General features: G+C 68.7%; 15 protein-coding genes and 3 pseudogenes. 4 read left to right on the top strand and 14 right to left on the bottom strand.

The window, feature by feature from the left end:
* Window positions 1-91: 91 nt before the first annotated feature.
* The gene (locus ACIP4O_RS24485; RefSeq protein WP_361327177.1) at window positions 92-448 is read right to left on the bottom strand and encodes a metalloregulator ArsR/SmtB family transcription factor; all 357 of its coding nucleotides are present in this window, start codon (window positions 446-448) and stop codon (window positions 92-94) included.
* Entirely contained in the window at window positions 445-891 is a 447-nt protein-coding gene (locus tag ACIP4O_RS24480) for an SRPBCC domain-containing protein (protein WP_164282983.1), read from the bottom strand. Before ACIP4O_RS24480 ends, ACIP4O_RS24485 begins: the two co-directional genes overlap by 4 nt.
* Before the next feature lie 473 nt (window positions 892-1,364).
* Here ACIP4O_RS24480 and ACIP4O_RS24475 point away from each other — a divergent pair, with 473 nt between their 5' ends.
* Entirely contained in the window at window positions 1,365-1,706 is a 342-nt protein-coding gene (locus tag ACIP4O_RS24475) for a glyoxalase/bleomycin resistance/extradiol dioxygenase family protein (RefSeq protein WP_164282985.1), read from the top strand.
* A gap of 140 nt (window positions 1,707-1,846) precedes the next feature.
* On the opposite strand, the gene ACIP4O_RS24470 is transcribed toward ACIP4O_RS24475, so the two are convergent.
* The 8 genes from ACIP4O_RS24470 to ACIP4O_RS24435 all read right to left on the bottom strand — a co-directional run bounded on the left by ACIP4O_RS24470 (window position 1,847) and on the right by ACIP4O_RS24435 (window position 9,559).
* The gene (locus tag ACIP4O_RS24470) at window positions 1,847-2,254 is read right to left on the bottom strand and encodes a GFA family protein (protein WP_401577521.1); all 408 of its coding nucleotides are present in this window, start codon (window positions 2,252-2,254) and stop codon (window positions 1,847-1,849) included.
* A gap of 98 nt (window positions 2,255-2,352) precedes the next feature.
* Window positions 2,353-3,069, bottom strand: coding sequence for an NADPH-dependent F420 reductase (locus ACIP4O_RS24465; RefSeq protein WP_401577519.1), 717 nt, complete (start codon window positions 3,067-3,069; stop codon window positions 2,353-2,355).
* Window positions 3,070-3,126: 57 nt separating this feature from the next.
* Window positions 3,127-4,311: an acyl-CoA dehydrogenase family protein gene (locus ACIP4O_RS24460; protein ID WP_401577517.1), complete on the bottom strand. Its 1,185-nt coding sequence runs from the start codon at window positions 4,309-4,311 to the stop codon at window positions 3,127-3,129.
* A gap of 33 nt (window positions 4,312-4,344) precedes the next feature.
* Window positions 4,345-5,292 (bottom strand): alpha/beta fold hydrolase, encoded by a 948-nt coding sequence (locus tag ACIP4O_RS24455; RefSeq protein WP_401577515.1) that lies wholly within the window; start codon window positions 5,290-5,292, stop codon window positions 4,345-4,347.
* A 273-nt stretch (window positions 5,293-5,565) separates the two neighbouring features.
* Window positions 5,566-6,312 (bottom strand): SDR family NAD(P)-dependent oxidoreductase, encoded by a 747-nt coding sequence (locus ACIP4O_RS24450; RefSeq protein ID WP_401577513.1) that lies wholly within the window; start codon window positions 6,310-6,312, stop codon window positions 5,566-5,568.
* Window positions 6,313-6,453: 141 nt separating this feature from the next.
* Entirely contained in the window at window positions 6,454-7,152 is a 699-nt protein-coding gene (locus ACIP4O_RS24445) for a DUF899 domain-containing protein (protein ID WP_164282997.1), read from the bottom strand.
* A gap of 23 nt (window positions 7,153-7,175) precedes the next feature.
* Window positions 7,176-8,738 (bottom strand): AMP-binding protein, encoded by a 1,563-nt coding sequence (locus ACIP4O_RS24440; RefSeq protein ID WP_401577511.1) that lies wholly within the window; start codon window positions 8,736-8,738, stop codon window positions 7,176-7,178.
* The gene (locus ACIP4O_RS24435) at window positions 8,735-9,559 is read right to left on the bottom strand and encodes a p-hydroxycinnamoyl CoA hydratase/lyase (protein WP_401577509.1); all 825 of its coding nucleotides are present in this window, start codon (window positions 9,557-9,559) and stop codon (window positions 8,735-8,737) included. Before ACIP4O_RS24435 ends, ACIP4O_RS24440 begins: the two co-directional genes overlap by 4 nt.
* A 495-nt stretch (window positions 9,560-10,054) precedes the next feature.
* Here ACIP4O_RS24435 and ACIP4O_RS24430 point away from each other — a divergent pair, with 495 nt between their 5' ends.
* A complete protein-coding gene (locus tag ACIP4O_RS24430; protein ID WP_401577507.1) occupies window positions 10,055-10,828 on the top strand; it encodes a DUF6008 family protein in 774 nt (257 codons plus the stop codon).
* 1,300 nt (window positions 10,829-12,128) lie between these two features.
* Entirely contained in the window at window positions 12,129-12,947 is an 819-nt protein-coding gene (locus tag ACIP4O_RS24425; protein WP_401577505.1) for a helix-turn-helix transcriptional regulator, read from the top strand.
* A gap of 342 nt (window positions 12,948-13,289) precedes the next feature.
* Here the strand turns inward: ACIP4O_RS24425 and ACIP4O_RS24420 are convergent.
* From ACIP4O_RS24420 to ACIP4O_RS24405, 4 genes and pseudogenes are all read right to left on the bottom strand, one after another.
* Window positions 13,290-13,752 (bottom strand): annotated as a pseudogene (locus ACIP4O_RS24420) (IS5 family transposase); the annotation flags it as partial.
* A 70-nt stretch (window positions 13,753-13,822) separates the two neighbouring features.
* Window positions 13,823-13,957, bottom strand: a pseudogene (locus ACIP4O_RS24415) (IS5/IS1182 family transposase); the annotation flags it as partial.
* 143 nt (window positions 13,958-14,100) lie between these two features.
* Window positions 14,101-15,315: a glycosyltransferase gene (locus tag ACIP4O_RS24410; RefSeq protein ID WP_401577503.1), complete on the bottom strand. Its 1,215-nt coding sequence runs from the start codon at window positions 15,313-15,315 to the stop codon at window positions 14,101-14,103.
* Window positions 15,312-16,112 carry a MerR family transcriptional regulator gene (locus ACIP4O_RS24405; protein WP_401577780.1) on the bottom strand — a complete coding sequence of 267 codons (801 nt, stop codon included), beginning with the start codon at window positions 16,110-16,112 and terminating at the stop codon, window positions 15,312-15,314. Before ACIP4O_RS24405 ends, ACIP4O_RS24410 begins: the two co-directional genes overlap by 4 nt.
* Window positions 16,113-16,273: 161 nt before the next feature.
* On the opposite strand from ACIP4O_RS24405, the pseudogene ACIP4O_RS24400 reads away from it, so the two are divergent.
* Window positions 16,274-16,429: pseudogene (locus ACIP4O_RS24400) on the top strand (IS5/IS1182 family transposase); the annotation flags it as partial.
* Between the last annotated feature and the right edge of the window lie 159 nt (window positions 16,430-16,588).

Below are 16,588 nucleotides of genomic sequence, written 5' to 3'. Positions count from 1 at the left end.
GGGTGACCTGGAGCTGGGGGAGTGCTGGGGACTGCCGCCCCGTTCCCGTCGTTCGCCGGGGGTGCGACGGACGGGAACAGGACGACAGCGTCTAAGGGGTGTCTCGCCGTTCCGCTGCCTCGGCGATGTGCTTGATCTTCGCCAGACGCCGATCCCAGTCGGCGGCGAGCATGGTCATCCACCGCGCCGTCGCGTCGAGGGTCGCCGGCTTCACCGCGTACCGCACCTCGCGTCCGACCCGGCTGCCGGAGACCAGCCCGGCGGCGTCCAGGACGGTGAGGTGTTTGGCCACCGCCTGTCGTGATATCGGCAGACTCTCGGCAAGCGTCGTCGCCGTGGCCTCGCCCTGTGCGGCGAGCAGTTGCAACAGCTCGCGTCGCGTGTTGTCGGCCAGCGCGACCAGCACGCTGTCCACCACCTCGACGGAGCCCTGGCGTTCGTCCGTCACACGGACGACGCCTCGACGCGCGTCTTGACCGCGTCGAGAACCTGTAGCCAGCCGTCGGCGTTGTCGCTGTGCGCCTTGGCCCGCACATCCTCGGACCCGGCCAGCGTCGCGAACCCGCTCTCGACGACGCGCAGCCGCGTCTTGTCACCCTCGGCGGTCAGCGTGAACTCCACCAAGGTGCTGTTGGTCTCGCTCAGTTCCTCACCGGGGAACGCGCTGGCCCAGCGGTACGCGACGTAGGTCTGCGGCCGCACCTTCTCCACCCGCACGGGGAAGCTGCCGTACTCGGGGTTCTTGGCCACCGTCGATTCGCCCTCGACGGCCACGGTGCCGGACGCGCTGGCCGGGTCGGCGACCCAGAAGCCCGGCTCGGTCACCAGCGACCACACCCGGTCCACGGGGGCCGCGATCAGGGTTTCGCGTTCGATCAGCCGTTCGCTCATGAGGAACTCCTTCATTGGTGCTCTTGCCAGCAACCCGACTGTTGCACATCGGATCGTCAGGCGCAATCGTAAGGTTGCGTTCGCGCGGAGGGGCGCGGTACTGCCGCAGGGGTGCGGTGGTGCATGGGAGCAGGGCACGCGCGGTGTCGCGCTTTCGGAGGCGGCGGCGGATCGCGCAAGAGTCGGGTTGCGTATGAGGTAAGTAACATGCAACACTTTGGTTGCGGAATCCGGCGGACCAGCTGCCGGGCAGGTCGGCTTGTCCTCGGCAACCGGTCGGGGCGCGCGGTGAGGCAACCCGCGGCTTCCCGACCGGACGGCGCCTACGGTGGAGGTCCTCGCGGCCGGCCGGTGCCATCGGGCGGTGGCCGTCGGGTGCGCCGCCGAGGCGGACGACTTCACAGAGCACCGAGAGGCGTGGCGTGGCGACAGCCGCCGTCGCGACCTCGGATCACACATCAAGGAGATGCGACATGGCGACACTGAAGCCCGGAAGCATGCTGGTCGGCTCGACCCGTCCCGAGGAACTGCGGGCCTGGTACATCAAGGCGCTGGCTCCGGGGTTCACCGGCGACGGTCCGATCGACTTGGGCGGCTTCCATCTGGTCGTCTGCGAGCGCGACGACATCGACGCGAAGAACGGCCAGCCGGGTCGCTCCATCGTCAACTTCCATGTCGACGACTTCGACGCGGTGGAGGCCCAGCTGAGCGCGGCCGGCGCCGAGTGGATCTCGATCGACGACCGTGAGCCGGGCAAGTTCGGCACGTTCGCCGACCCCGACGGGAATTACCTCCAGATCATCCAGTGGAAGTAGGACGCCCGAGGCCGAGTGTTCCCGCAGCTCCTCCTCCCGTCCGACACGGACCGGAAGAGGGGCTGCCCCCTTGTGCGTCCCTTGGGCGTCGGGGGCGCCCGCTCTTCTCATCGTGCCGCCCGCAAGGAGGCCGGCCGCGGTCACACGGCGGCCGTGGGCTCCGGTACCTGCGGGAGCCAGGACACGGCGTCGTCGCGGAAATGCTGGTTCCGCGGAACGAATCCACCGTCGTCGTCCAGGCTCATGAGGGTCACGAAGACGGTGTCCGAGCCCTCGTCGAGCGCGCACACCCGGGAGCCGCAGTCGCCGCAGAACCCGCGCCCGGCGCCCGGCGAGGTCGCGTACCAGGTGGGCTCGCCCCCCGGACCGTCCCAGGCGAAGCCGGACAGAGGGAAGCCCACGAAGGCCATCATCGGGCCGCCTGAGAGCTTCCTGCAATGCGCGCAGCTGCACACGTGGGGGTAGAACGGCCGGCTGTTCGCGCTGTACCGGATCTTTCCGCACAGGCAGCCGCCGGTATGGGTCCGCTGCTGGTCGATCTCGCTCATCATGGTGTCCCCAGGCTCTCGGTCCGTCGGTTGTGCCGCGCGGGGAAGCCCGCCGTCGCCGGCGGGCTTCCCTGTCTCATCCGGGCGTCGGGCAGAGGTCAGAAGGTGCGCTCCGCCACCCGGACCCTCTCCGCGTTCTCCAGTGCCGTTCGCAGCGCGGCGGCCGACAGGGGGGCTCCGAGGGCTTCGGTCCGGTCCTCGAAGGCGGTGTTCTTGTCGGCCATGTAGAGCCAGGTGTACGCGGAGGTCTCCGGCTCGAAGCGCCAGCTGTCCGCCAGTGAGCCCGCGTCGACGGTGTCGAAGCCGATCGTCTGGATCAGCGCCGACGCGCCGGCCTTCGCGGAGGCGTCGTTGCCGGCGATGGCCACGGCGCTGCGCTCCGGATGGCCGGAGGGACGGGCGAGCTGGGCGATGTGGTGGGCCAGGATGCCGCTGAACGCCTTGACCAGGTGGACCCCGTCGAAGTGCTGCTGGATCAGCTCGCTGGTGGTCAGCTTCTCCGAGTCCAGCTCCTCGATGCGGCCGTCGCGGATCGGGTAGTAGTTGCTGGTGTCCAGCAGGGTCCGCCCCCGCAGCGGCGCCGCCGGGACGTGCCGGTAGTCGGTGACCGGCACGGCCATCACGACGAACTCGCCGGCTCGGCTGGCTTGTTCCACGGTCCCGGCCGTGGCCAGCGGGCCCAGGTCCGCGACGAGGCCGGCGAGGCTCTCGGGGCCGCGGGAGTTGGACATCACGACCGGAATGCCGTTCCCGACGGCGAGCCGGGCGAGCACTGTGCCCATTACTCCGCTGCCGATGATTCCCAGGGTGGACATGACGACTCCTCAGGTTTTTCGGTGGACTCTCTCGTACCGGGGACGGCTCGGCACCGGTCAGATGTAGTAGGTGTTGGGCTCCAGGCCGCAGAGGATGCGGCCGTAGGTCTCGGCGTTGACATCCGGATTCATCATCGCGTGCAGGCCGAACGTCTGGAGGTCGTTGGCTATTCGCTGCATCGGCACCTTGGTATAGGCCGCGGAGCCGCCGCTGGACGAGGCGAGGATCTCCACCGCCTCCCGGGTCAGGCGCACGGCCGAGCCCTCGTCCGCCCGGCTGCGGCCGCGTTCCGCCATCTCCCAGGGCTCGGCCGAGGCGCACTTGGCGTCCAGCAGCGCGGCCAGCCGGGTCGCGTGGAACTCCGCCTCGTCGAGCTTCATCGCCGCTTCGGCGACCCGCAGATGGGTCACCGGGGCCTCGCTCTGGCTCGGGTACTCGGTGTAGGTGATCTTGCGACCGGGGAGCCGCTCGAAGAAGAGGTCCCGCACCGCCTTGCCCATGCCGACGGCGACCCCGACCGTGGACGCCGCGCCCACCACGATCAGCGGAGCCCGGTACATCGGCGAGTCGGCGTTCAGCTTGGAGACCGACTGGCCACCGAGCACCATGGGCGCCGGCAGGATGCGTTCCTGCGGGATGAACAGGTCCTTCGCGGTCGTGGTGACGCTCCCGGTTCCGCGCAGGCCGCCGGTGTGCCAGTCGTCGACGATCTCAAGCTCCGAGACCGGGACCGGGCCCATCACCGGGTACGGCTGCCCCTCCGGGTCCAGGAATATCGCCGCGACCTGCTGCCAGGTGCTGCTGAGGGCGCCGCTGATGAACGGCCACGAGCCGTTGACGAGGACGCCGCCGGGAACGGGGACGGCCGTCGCGGTCCCGGGCCCGATGGTGGCACAGAGCCCTGTGCCGGACTCCGCGAACACCTCGTCCTGGACCTCGTCCGGGTACAGGCCCACGCCCCAGCCGGCGACCCAGGAGCTGGCCACCACCCATGCGGCGGACCCGTCGGCCTTGGCTATCTCCTCGGCCACCGCCACCATGGTCTGCGCGTCGCTCTCGTACCCGCCGTAGCGCAGCGGGATACGCATCCGGAAGACACCCGCGTCGCGCAGGGCCTCCACCGAGTCAGGGTGCAGTCGGCGGTTCTCCGTCGACCACGCGGTGTTGGCCCGCAGCACGGGCGCGATCGCGGACACCTGCCGCACCAGCTCTTCCCGGGTCGGGATGACGAATGTCGACATGACTTCTCCTCGACGTGCTTGTGGGATCAGGGCTCAGACGAAGAACGTGTTGAACGCGTCGATGACGGCCTCGGGCGCCTCCTCGACGAAGTAGTGGCCCGCGTCCGGCACCAGCACGACCCGCACGTCGCTCCCCTGGGTGGGCAGCGTCGCCTCCATCTGCTTGGCGAACATGCCGTCGGCGAGGTTGGAGACCAGGCCGAGCATGGGCGCGGTCACCTGCCCGTAGGTTCCGAGGTCGGCGATGTCCTGGCCGAAGGTCTGGTACCAGCCGTTGCCGCCGCGGATACCGTCCGCCGTGTCGTAGGCCCGGGTGTAGACGGCCCGGTCCGCCGGGGTCACCGCGTCCGGGTCCAGCAGGAAGTTGTCGAAGACCCAGTCGATGAGGAAGTGGGCGCGTCCGGCCAGCAGTTGTTCCGGCAGGCCGACGACCTGGTTGAAGGCGAACCACCACGGGAAGAAGGGCAGCCCCGGGGCCGGCAGCACGGGGATCTGGTACATCGACGCGTCCGGGTGGAGCACATCGAGCAGGGCGACCCTGCGGGTGGCCTCCGGGTGGTTGACCGCGAAGCTGAAGGCGACCTGTGCGCCGACGTCGTGGCCCGCGATGTCCACCTGGTCGTAGCCGAGGGCACGGACGAATCCATGGACGACCGAGGCCATCGTCTTCTTGTCGTACCCGGTGGCGGGCTTGTCCGAGCCGCCCATGCCCGGGAGGTCGAGCGCGATGACCCTGCGGCCGGCCGCGGCGAGGGCGGGCATCACCTTGTGGAATTCCCACCAGGTCTCCGGCCAGCCGGGCAGCAGGACCAGCGGAGCGCCCTCCCCGCCGCTGACGTAATGGAGGCGGAGACCGTTCACGGTGGCGTATTCGCTGCTGAAGCCGCCGTCCAGGGAGCTCGCGAGTTCGGCGTCGGTCGGGACGCCGGCGGCTTCTCCGCCGGTGTCCGGTGTGCTCGTACCGCTGCTGTTCGTCGTCACTGTTCCCACTCCTCGTCGTCGTGGCCGAAACAGGTATGCGAAGGACCGGCCCACGGGCTCGGTGCTGCTCAGTCATCATCGAAGACGGGAATCCCCCCGGCCTCTTCCTACGTGCCCTCTCGCGTTCCCGGGTGGAGGGCGACGTCGGGTCCGGCGTACGCGTGCTCGACGGGTCTGTTCTCTCGGCCCGCCAAGCCGTATCCGGCAGTCGCGACGACGTACGGGGCAGGGCCGACCAGCGGCCCTGCCCCGTACCCGTGGCGCGGAAGCGAGTCAGGGCAGCTTCTTCAGGCCGGCCCCGGTCAGGAGGTAGCCGGGCGCGACCGCGGTCGCCTGCGTCCGGACCAGCTCGACCAATGCCGAGCCGGCGATCTCCGGGGTCAGCAGCGGCCCCATCTGCTTCACGTACTCCTCCTCCGACCGGCCGTCGCGAGCCGCGTACGCGCGGGCCGCCGACCTGCCCAGTTCGGTCACCGGGGTGATCCGGGGAAGCACCGCGGAGAAGGTGATGTCCAGTCCGGCGCGCTTCGCCTCGTCCTGGGCGTATCCGGTGAGGAAGCGCTGGGTTGCCTTGGCGCCCGCGTAGCCCCCGGAGAGCGGCGAACCCGCCATCGCGGCACCGCTGCTGACCACGATCACCCTGCTGCCGGGGCGCAGCGGAGTGAGCAGGACCTCGCGCAGCCAGTGGAAGGCGATCCTGACATCGGTCTGCCAGTTGACCGAGAAGGTCTCCCAGGTCTGGTGTTGCAGCGGACGCATGTGCGGGCTGGCCCCGGCCGCCAGGACGACGACCTCGGGCCGGTAGCGGTCGAGGAGGCTGCCCGCCACGGTGGGGTCGCCGGCGTCGGCGAGTTCGGGAACGGTGCTGCCGGCGCCGCCGGCCGGCTCGGCGAAGGTCCCCGCGGTGCGCGAGACGGCGACCACTCGGGAGCCGGCCTCGGCGAAGGCCGTGGCGATCCCGTGGCCGAGGCCGCGGCTCGCGCCGACGACGATGGTGGTCTTGCCGGACAGGTCGCTCATGATGTCCTCCTGGTAAGGGGCGTGTCCGGTCGCGGACGGTCGACAATTCCGGCCCCGGGACCTGTCGCGGGGAGGCAGCGGGTCCCGGAGCCGGAGTCAGGGGCCCTCCCGGGTGTCGCCCGGAGGGCGGGAATCGACGCGCTACGACTTGAAGCGTGTCCCGTTCCACCAGTTGTCGCCGGGCACGGCCGCGTCCGTGCTGTCGTAGCTGTCCTTGTAGCGCCACCAGTCCCAGGGGTGTTCGAGCTCGTCCTCCTGCCGGCCCAGGGCGGTGATGTCCAGGTAGTTGTAGAAGTTCTTGAAGATGTCCCCGCCCCGGTCGAAGACCGAGTAGGTGTGGTAGACGTCGTCGCCGTCACGGATGAACGCGCTCACCCCGGGCGACTCGCCCATCTCTGTGGCGGCCTCGTAGTCGTAGTTGAAGTCGCTGCCGAACGACGAGTACCAGGGGTAGTTCCAGCCCATCCGGGCCTTGAAGGGTTCCAGCTTCGCCAGCGGCGCCCGGGAGACCAGGGCGAAGCTGGTGTCCCTGGCCCACATGTGGGCGAGCTCGCCGACGCTGTCCGTCTGCATGGAGCAACCGATGCAGCCCTCGTCGTCGTCCGGGCCGAACATGAAGTGCCGGACGATGAGCTGGCGGCGTCCCTCGAACAGGTCGAGCAGCGTCACCGTGCCGTTCGGTCCCTCGAAGAGGTACTCCTTCTCCGCCTTCACCATCGGCAGCTTCCGGCGCTCCGCGGCGATCATGTCGCGGGCGGCGGTGACCTCCTTCTCCTTCTCCAGGAGCGCCCTGCGGGCCTCCAGCCACTCCGATCGGGAAACTATCTTCGGAAGGTTCATCGGTTCTCCCTGGATGGTGTGCTTCAGAGTTGCGGTGACCGGCCGGTCCGCTCGCGGGTCAGAAGACCGCGGCGGTGGATCTTGCCGACCGGAGTGCGGGGGATCTGATCGATGAACTCGATCTGCCGGACCTTCTTGTAGGGGGCGACTCGTTCGGCGACGAACGCCATGACCTCCTCCGGCGTGACCGGCTCGCTGGTCACCACGAATCCCTTGGGGATCTCGCTGGCCTCCTCGTCGGGCACGCCGATCACCGCCGCGTCCGTGACCTTCGGGTGCGACATCAGGACGGCTTCGAGCTCGACCGGGGACACCTGCTGACCCTTGTACTTGATGAGTTCCTTGATGCGGTCGACGAGGAAGAGCTCCCCGTTCTCGTCCACACGGCCGAGGTCGCCGGTGTGCAGGAAACCGTCCGGTTCGAGCACCTTGGCGGTGGCCTCCGGGGCGTTGAGGTAGCCCTTCATCACATGCGGGCCGCGGATGAGGACCTCGCCGTCCTGGTTGTGCCCGAGTTCCTCGCCGGTGGTGATATCGACGATCTTGCAGTCGATGTTGGGGGAGTTGGGGCCGACCGATCCAGGGACCACCGGGTCGGCGAGCTGCATGAACGAGACCAAGGCCTCGGTGAGGCCGTATCCCTGGCCGACGCTCACCCCCAGGCGCCGCCGGCAGAGCTCGGCCGTCCCGGGGTCGAGCGCGGCGCCGCCGGAGACGATCGAGCGGAGCGAGGAGAGGTCGTACCGGTCCACCAGCGGGCTCTTCGCGAGGAGGACGGCGATGGTCGGTACGACGTAGAGGCGTGTGACGCGGTGCTCCTGGATCGCGTTGAGGTAGGCCTCGGGGTCGAAGCGCGGCATCGTCACGAGTGTCGCGCCCTGGAGCAGACTGGCGTTCATCGTCATGATCAGGCCGAACGCGTGGTGGAAGGGCGGGACGGCGAGTACCGTCTCGTGCTCACCGAGGGGCGCGACCAGGCTGGTCTGGAGCACGTTGGCGATCATGTTCCGATGGGTCAGCAGCACCCCCTTGGGGTAGCCGGTGCTGCCGCTGGAGTGGAGCACGGTCACGACGTCCTGCGCGGGGTCGACGGCCGGCTCGGGCGGCACACCGTCGGTGAGCAGTGCGGAGAACGAAGTGGTGCCCTCCGCCTCACCGAAGACGATGATCTCTTCGACCTTCGTCCGCGCGGTCACCGCCGTGGCCTTGACCACCTCGGACGGCATGGTCACCAGCAGGCGCGCGCCGGTGTCGTTCAGGTGGGCGGTGAGATCGTCCGCCGTGTCGAGGGGATTGAGCACCACCACCGTGCCGCCCGCCAGGGCGGCGGCGTGGAACGCGATCGGGTAGGCGGGCACGTTCGGCGCGAGGAGGGCCAACACGTCGCCCTTGCCGAAGCCGCGGGCATGAAGCCCGGCGGCGGCGCGGCGCACCGCCGACGCGAGCTGGCCGTAGGTGTGACCGTTCTCCCCGTCGACGTCGACCGTCGCCAGGCGGTCTGGGTACTGCTCCGCCTGTCGCAGTACGAAGGAGGTGAACGTGGTCTCGGGGACGTGGACGCGTGGACGTGGGCCGGTGAAGATCATGACGCGGCTTCCACCCTGCTGTACGTGCTGAGACCGGGCTGGTAGTCGCGCTTCTCGAACTGCTTGAGCGCCACGTTGATCCACTCGTTGCCGCTGAGACGGGAGAGCTCCCAGAGCTTCGCCTGGTCGTAGTCGATCGACGCCGGAAGGTCCATGGTCGTGGTGCGCTCATAGACCTGCTTCGCCAGTTCCAGGGTGATCGGGTTCTTGTTGATGATCCGTCCGACGATCCGGTCGGTCTCCGCGTCCAGCTGATCCGCCGGAACGGCCTTGTTCACCAGCCCGTACGTCTCCGCCTGCCGCCCGGTGAGAGTGTCCCCGGTGAGGATGTAGTACAGCGCCTGCTTGCGCGGCAGGTTGTGGGTGGCCGCCCAAGTGGCTCCACCCGCCGGGAAGATGCCGAAGTTGATCTCGGAGAGTCCGAACTTCGCGGTCTCCGACGTGATGGCCAGATCGCAGATCCCCGCGACCAGGAACCCACCGCCGAAGGCGTACCCGTTCACCTTGGCGATGGTCACCGCGGGAAAGGCCTTGAGCCGCTTGAACCAATTGAGCGCCACCAGATTGGTCCGGTAGAACAACTGCGGGTCATCGAAAGGCTGCAGGAAGCACTCTTCGAGGTCCATCCCGGAGCTGAAACTGTCACCGCTGCCGGTCACGACGACCGCCTTCACGGTTCCGGCTTCCTCGATCGCGTCCAGGGCCTTATTCATATCCAGGTGCATCTGCGGATTCATCGCGTTCTTCTTGCCCGGCCGGTTCAGGTAGATCGTGGCCTTCGGTCCGTCGATCTCGACGTTCACCGTGTCCAGCGTGATCATTTTTTGCCTCTTCTCCAGACGAAGTGCGCACGCGCACAGCAATTCACCAGTCCACCGTCCGTGGCTCAGGTCACGGATGTGAGCATCACAGTTTCTGTATCGGGTCGACTTCTCCCAATGTGCTTTGCCGTGAACCGGTGCGGAGCGCTCCGAGGCGGTGCCGGCGGCCAGGGCGCCTGTCCGGTGTCGCGCGCGGGCGGAGGGCCCTGCCACCGGCGAGATCCGGGGCGCGCCCTGCCGAGACCCGAAGAGAGCAAATTGGAAGAGGCGAACTCCGCGGACCGGGGGCAGTTTGTTGTGCGGGAGGCACGCAGGCCGGCCGGTTCGCGATCGTGAGCAGCGGGAGGGTGCTGATTCTGCTCGTGCCGGGGAACCCAGGACGTGCTTTCTCGCTGGTCTCGTATTTCGGCCGCTGCCTCAGGGTGATGCCGAATGCCGACAGCTGTTTCCGCGATCTCTCCGCGCAGGTGAGAGACAACCAGGGAGGAACTTCATATGGATCACTCCGGCATGCCTGGGATGGCACCCGCCGTTTCGACGGTGGACACCGTGGGCGCTGTCCTCTTCATCGGCTGGGCCGTCGCGATGTGGGCCGCCGTCGCCGTGCTCGCGGTCGGGAACCGAAAGGCGGTGAAGCCCTGGCTGTACAAACTCGCCGTAGGGCTCGTGGGCGTGGGCGTGGTGGGTCAGGTCGGCCATTTCCAGGAACATGTCACACAGGCGGGCTACTGGATCGCCCACCCCTATGCCCCGGCGTGGATGACTCCGTGGGCTGACAGCTTTGCCCGCGGGCTGGGTCAGGTCGACGCCGGCAAGCCCGCCCTCGGGATGGAGATCCTGCACCTGGTCGGCAATTTCATCTTCCTTGCCGGACTGGTCGGCATCGTGCAGATCACGCACCGGGTCGCCGGGCCGCTGAAGTCGCGCAAGTGGGCCAGGGCGGGCGTCTGGATGCAGGGCATGCACGGCATCGAGCACGTCGTGCTGACGGCTTCCGTGGCGCTGGGCGCGAGCCGGGCCATCGGCCTGTCCACCTGGTTCGGGGCCATCGAACCGGGCCCGGCGCTGACGACGTACCGGGTGTGGTGGCACTTCGTGGCCAACGCGGTGGGCACGGTCATCCTCGGCATCGCCGTCTACCACCTCTGGAAGGAGAAGCGGGCGGTCAAGGAGAGTTACGGTCTTCTGGAGGACGTGGAAACAGTGGCTGCCCCGGCCGGCTCCGAGGAGGATTCCGCGAGCGCCCTCGAACCTCTGGTGCGGCGCTGAGGGGCGGTGGCTCCCGGGCCTGTTCGATACCGAGCCCTTCGCGGCGCGATGCGGCCCGGCTCGGGTAGCCGCGCTCCCCGATGGGGATCCCCCGGGAGTCCAGGGCACACTTCGGGGGCCCTTGCCTCTGCGGCGGGTGGCCCTCGTGGGGCGTGATGAGCGTGACAGGAACATCAAAAGGGCGCCCGTGCGGACGAGTTGAGGCTTCGATTGTCTCCTCGGCGCACGGGCGCCTCACGCATTGTGCCTTCGGTGCCGTCATCTCAGCGGTGGCCACTGCGAATTGCTCACTTACGGGCGCGATCCCGGGCCTTGGACCGTGAAAGCCGCACCCCCCGGTGGTGCGAGCACTTCAGGAATTCGTGCCGCGCATTCTCGGCTTCGTCGCGAGAGCCGTGCGCGAATACCGCGAAGCAATGCTCGATGAGCGTGGGCAGGGGGCGTGGAAGTACGGCGGGGCCACAGGAACCGCCGGCCGACGCGTGCGGCGTCGGGCGGAGCGTTGAGGCGTGCGGGGTCGGGCGGAGCGTTGAGGCGCGCGGGGTCGGGCAGAGCGTTGACGCGTGCGGCGTCGGAGAGCGCCGACGTGGCGGTGTGGAACAGAGGCGGAGACAGGCCACCTCGCCGTGACGTCCCGGTGCCGGCAGGAGCTCCGGTCCCCGACTCAGGCAGGGACAGCGGACCTGAGGAAGGACCTCATCACGGCCACGGCGATGAGGTGCCGCGCGGAGTCGTGAGCGAGTAGACGCGTCCCGGTTCTGCCGTGCCGCCGCGAACACCCGCGACCGGCCTCCGGCCCCACCAGCGGGTGAAGCCGTTGAAACCCGTTCGGGGTCGGAGATTCAATCTGCACCGCGCTAAACCCCGTCAAAGGAAGCTGTACCGTAAACGCGATTTTCGGCCATCTTCTCCAGGCGTCCATCTCAAACCGCAATTTTGAAGATGCGAGCGGTTTCGAACGGCTAAACGATATTCCTCCGCCAGACTCGGCCGCCACGGCATCGGCCGGGTTCGACACGTTCGGGAGGGGTGTACCGCCACATGAGGGAGCCACCGCGCGACCGGTACGGAACGATCAGGCGACCCGAGGCGGACCCGCCAACCCGCAGGGCAACGCGCTGTGGTGAACGCCCCGGTGGGCCGGGGCGCTGCGACGGCTCAGCGGAACGATTCCCATCGGGATTCCGAAATTCCCGACGGGCAATTGGCACTTCCGTGCACATGCAAATGCATTCTCAGCGTCCAAGGTCGGGGGATACGGGTGACCGCAGAGGCAGCGATCGAGCGCAGCATAAAAGCTATGTGGAATCACCATGCCGGACCGCTCTCCTTGGGACAGCTGGCGGACACTGCCTTTTACAGCAAGTTCCACTATTCGCGGATGTTCAACGAGGTGACCGGGACGTCGCCGGGCCGGTTCCTCGCCGCGATCAGGCTCTTCATGGCCAAGCGGCACCTGCTGGAGACCGCGGCCAGCGTCTCGGACATCACCCACCGGGTGGGCTACAACAGCCTGGGCACGTTCACCAGCCGCTTCACCCGCAGCGTCGGCATCGCGCCGACCAGGTACCGATTTCTGGCCCGCTGCGGCATGCCACCGCTCACCCTGCCGGCCGCCCAGGCCGGACACGGGCTGTCCACGGTGGCCGGTCGACTGCACTTCCCGGCGGACGTCGGCCCGGTCCGGGTCTACGTGGGTGCGTTCAGCACCCCGATCATGGAGGGACTGCCCCGCTCCTGCGACATTCTGGACGAGTGCCGCCCGTTCCGCCTGAACGTCCCCGACGGACTGTGGTTCATCCGGGCGGCGGCCGTGATGCTGCACGATGGCGCGCCTGGCCCGGAGGTCCGCCTGCCGAGGCTGATCGGTTCGGGGTGGGCGGTCCGCGCCCGCGGAGGACGCATGTACAACGCCGATGTGCAGTTGCGAGCGGCCACCCCGCTCGATCTGCCGATCCTGCTGGCCCTACCGGAACTGGACGGCCCGTACCACCAGCCGCCGCACGCCGCCCCGTCCGGTGAGGCCGGGGCCGCCGCCAGCGGTGTCGGGCGGACTCCCCGCGCGGGCGACTGGCAGGCGGATCATCCGTGGGGGGCTCGGCCGGAGCGCACCGGCTGAGGTCCGTGCGGGAGGGCTCACCGTAGGAGGAACCCTGCCCGGCCCCTGAGGGGCACCACGGATGCGAGTCGGCCGGGCGGTCCGGGCCCGGCCGAGCGGTCCGGCGAGGAAACGAAAACCTCGCCGGACCAGTTGCCGCCAGGCACCTCCTGCGCACTCAGTACCCGAAATCGTCATGCTCTCCGAGCGCTTCGCGCACCGCCGACGCCACACGCCCACGCAAATCTGCACCCGCCGTAACGACGGCGGTGTTTCCCCCGGCGCCTTCCTCGTTCACCGTGCCGCCGACCAGCACGAAACGCGTCTTCGGCCGCCCACCGGCCGCCTCCCGCACCGCCGCCATCTCCGCCCGCCGGTCAGCGTGAAGGCGAGTGGGATACCGGTGGCGCCGGTGATCAGATGGTGCTTGCTACCCGTCCCGCCCCGGTCGACAAAGCTTCGTCCTGTCTTGGGCCCCCTTTAACGCCCGGATGTGGGCGCCGTCGACTGCGGCCCGGGAGAAGTCCAGCACGTTCGCTCTGCGGAGTCCGTCCAGGAGAGCCTCGTGAAGCCGGGGCCAGACTCCGGCCTCGGTCCACTCGGCCAGGCGGCGCCAGCACGTCATGCCCGAGGCGAAGCCGTGCCCCTGCGGGAGGTGTTCCCAGGCGATCCCGGTGTGCGGCACGAACAGAATGCCCTGGAACACCAGCCGGTCCGAATGCCGCTTCCGCCCGGCATGACGAGTGCGACGTTCGACTTTCGGCAGCAGTGGATCGATCACCGCCCACAGCTCATCGTCAACCTGCCACGGCTTCGGCCGAGCCACCCCACACCCCCGGATCGTCACTCCCAGAGCGATCCAACCACCTCGAAGATCATTTCGTGAGGAGTTCTGAGTACACGAGCGCCACCATCGCGCGTGGAGACGGGCGCAGCTTGCAACGCCGGTTCCCCTCACGGGTGAGGATGAGCATGGTGACCCACTCGGCGAGCGCATGCTGCACGTCGAGTGCGGCAGGACAGATGACCAGCGAGGCCCCCAGGGCTGCTTGGCTGAGACGTCAGACATCTCCATCGACAAGCCGGGGCCTCGCCTGTTACGCGCCCTTAGTCGCCACCCGATCGGTGCCCAGACTGAAGAAGCGCAGTGACGAGGACGAGGAACGGATTGGCGTCATCCACTGGTCAGCCGCTGGATGGCCTTGAGCGCCTTACCCGCTCCATCCTCGGCCGCCAGGTGTTGCGCCGCTTCCGCGGCGGCTCGACTGTGTGCCTGCTGCTTCACTACTTGGTCGAGTGAGTCGGCGAGCCGTTCGACGGTGAGGGACTGGAAAGGGATCGGTTCGGTGGCGGCGCCGAGGGCGGCAAGCCGTCCCGCCCAGAACGGCTGGTCCGCGGTCACCGGTACGGTGACCGCGGGCACTCCAGCGCGCAACGCGGCGGCCGCAGTGCCGGCCCCGCCATGGTGGACCACCGCAGCCAGCCGTGGAAACAGCAGGGCGTGCGGTACGTCCCCGATGGTGAGCACGTCGTCCCCGGCGGCGGCGAGCCCGGCACTGCCGGCTTGGAGGATGCCGCGCAGCCCGGCGCGGCGCAGGGCTCGCACAGCGATCTCGCTCAGCCGTTCCCCGTCGCCGGACGCCATGCTCCCGAAGCCGATGAGGACGGGCCGGGGTCCGGCACGCAGGAAGTCCTCCAGGCCAGTAGGCAGCCGTTCGGTCGCGTCGTGATGTGGCCACCAGTTGCCCACGACCTCCAGGCCAGAGCGCCAGTCGGAGGGACGGGGCACCAGGGCCGTGCTGAAGCCGTGCAAGATGGGCCAGTTCGCCTGTTCCTGTCGTCGACGCATCTCGGAAGGTGAGGTCGGGGGCAGCTGGAGGCGGTGGCGCAACTTTGCGACAGCCTGCTCGTAGACGCGGTCGGCCATCCGCAGTGCGAAGCGTCCGGCTGCTCGGTTGGCGAGACGGCCCAGTGAGCGGGAGCCGGTGACGACGGGTGGGAAGTGGCTGGTCGGTGCGGTGGGTTGGAGGTACACGCCGAGGCTCGGTGTGCCCGTGGCCTCGGTGAGGTGCCAGCCAAGCGGGGCTGTGGTGGTCGACAGCAGGAGCAGGTCCGTGCCCTCGTCCATCACGTCGGCGAAGCCCTGACCCAGTTCGGTGATGAAGGCGGCAGCGGTGCGCATCAGTTCACGTTTGCCTGTGACGCCACCACGCACCCGTGTGTCGGCCGGGAGGCGGCGGAATTCCAGCCCTGCGTCGCGTACGGGGGGCGCGAGGGTGTCTGTGGTGGCGAGTGCAACGTCGTATCCGGCCCGGCACAGTTCGGCGCCCAGACCCGTGTAGGGCGCGACGTCGCCGCGCGATCCGGCCGCGGCGATCAGGATCCTCATCGGTCCTCCTCAAAATCGGTACGGCCACCTGCGTGGCGGGCCGCGTTGGCGTGAACCGCCTTGCGCGTGTAGGCGGCCAGGCCCGGGCGTTGCTGCGACGGCGGTATGACCAGAGCGAACGCGCGCGGGTCGGCGACGAAGTCGTCCGCGATGCGCCGGTGCATGTCGGGCGGGCAGGAGGTGAACCATCGTGAGATGTGCGAGCGGTGCTCCTCGGCGAGGTCCATGGCCCGCTCGCCGTTGCTCGGCTCCCCCTCGTCGAAGGCCGCGAGCAGCTCCGCGCGCCAGGCGGCGGCCTCGCCCATGAGCCGGCGCCAATCCTCTTTGGTGTGAGCAGCCGCGCGCGCCATCGCCTCGCGCTGTCCCTGCGAGTGCGCCCACTTCACTTCTGCCTCGGTGGCATAGCTCAGGTCGAAGGTGATCTCACCGAAGACCTCGAAGCGTTCCTGAGGAGTCAGGGACACCCCGGTCCTCTGGACCTCTATCGCCCGTTCCGCCACCTCGGCCAGGCGCTGCAGCCTGGCGATCTCCTCGCCCAGCTGCCGCTGCCGGGCCCGGAGCCGCTCCAGGGGGTTCACCTGCGGATCCTTGAAGATCGCGGCGATCTCGTCGAGGGGGAAGCCGAGCTCACGGTAGAAGAGGATCTGCTGGAGACGGACCAGGTCGGCCTCACTGTAGAGCCGGTAGCCGGCGTGGCTGCGGTCACTGGGCGAGAGCAGCCCCGCCTTGTCGTAGTGATGCAGTGTCCGCACCGTCACCCCGGCGAAGGCCGAGACCTGCCCCACGGAGTAGCTCATCCACCTGCCCTTTCGTCGGTACAAGCCTCAAGCCTGACGTAAGGGGAGGGTCAACTCGCGCTCGCTGGGCCTCGGAGGTGAGGACGGAAAATACTCACCGGTCCGCGAGCTACGGCCGGTTTTTCAGGGTGGCCACCGCGCTGCGACCTCACCTCCACCCACAGCAGACCGCGAACCGGGCGTTGGCCCGGATCGGCGCCTCGGTCAAGCGCGGCGTTGCCCGCCTCAAGTACTGGCGGATCTTCCGTCACACCCGCTGCGGCCCGAACCGCACGACGTCAATCGCCAAAGCCGTCCTCACCCTGGAGCGGTACCGCTGGAGAACCTCACTGAGTAAATCCCGGAGTCGAATTGATGCCACCGCATGGTTGCGAAGGGCTCCTCGCTCTCGATCACCAGATGATCCTCTTCGCGGAACAGGGAGGCCGTCACGTTGTCGGTGGTGGGACCCCGGAGCAGGAACCGAAACCGTTCGC

This window comes from Streptomyces sp. NPDC088923 (assembly GCF_044749745.1).
Classification (GTDB): Bacteria; Actinomycetota; Actinomycetes; order Streptomycetales; family Streptomycetaceae; genus Streptomyces.
The sequence above is the reverse complement of the archived record's forward strand: the minus strand, read 5'-3'. Positions and strand labels throughout refer to the sequence as shown.

What these genes read in the sequence shown, in the direction of transcription:
- ACIP4O_RS24445 (WP_164282997.1), bottom strand. Translation starts at nt 7,152, where the DNA reads ATGAACCTTCCGAAGATAGTTTCCCGATCGGAGTGGCTGGAGGCCCGC.
- ACIP4O_RS24460 (WP_401577517.1), bottom strand. Translation starts at nt 4,311, where the DNA reads ATGTCGACATTCGTCATCCCGACCCGGGAAGAGCTGGTGCGGCAGGTG.
- ACIP4O_RS24410 (WP_401577503.1), bottom strand. Translation starts at nt 15,315, where the DNA reads ATGAGGATCCTGATCGCCGCGGCCGGATCGCGCGGCGACGTCGCGCCC.
- ACIP4O_RS24480 (WP_164282983.1), bottom strand. Translation starts at nt 891, where the DNA reads ATGAGCGAACGGCTGATCGAACGCGAAACCCTGATCGCGGCCCCCGTG.
- ACIP4O_RS24440 (WP_401577511.1), bottom strand. Translation starts at nt 8,738, where the DNA reads ATGATCTTCACCGGCCCACGTCCACGCGTCCACGTCCCCGAGACCACG.
- ACIP4O_RS24470 (WP_401577521.1), bottom strand. Translation starts at nt 2,254, where the DNA reads ATGAGCGAGATCGACCAGCAGCGGACCCATACCGGCGGCTGCCTGTGC.
- ACIP4O_RS24465 (WP_401577519.1), bottom strand. Translation starts at nt 3,069, where the DNA reads ATGTCCACCCTGGGAATCATCGGCAGCGGAGTAATGGGCACAGTGCTC.
- ACIP4O_RS24435 (WP_401577509.1), bottom strand. Translation starts at nt 9,559, where the DNA reads ATGATCACGCTGGACACGGTGAACGTCGAGATCGACGGACCGAAGGCC.
- ACIP4O_RS24450 (WP_401577513.1), bottom strand. Translation starts at nt 6,312, where the DNA reads ATGAGCGACCTGTCCGGCAAGACCACCATCGTCGTCGGCGCGAGCCGC.
- ACIP4O_RS24475 (WP_164282985.1), top strand. Translation starts at nt 1,365, where the DNA reads ATGGCGACACTGAAGCCCGGAAGCATGCTGGTCGGCTCGACCCGTCCC.
- ACIP4O_RS24430 (WP_401577507.1), top strand. Translation starts at nt 10,055, where the DNA reads ATGGATCACTCCGGCATGCCTGGGATGGCACCCGCCGTTTCGACGGTG.
- ACIP4O_RS24405 (WP_401577780.1), bottom strand. Translation starts at nt 16,112, where the DNA reads ATGAGCTACTCCGTGGGGCAGGTCTCGGCCTTCGCCGGGGTGACGGTG.
- ACIP4O_RS24425 (WP_401577505.1), top strand. Translation starts at nt 12,129, where the DNA reads ATGTGGAATCACCATGCCGGACCGCTCTCCTTGGGACAGCTGGCGGAC.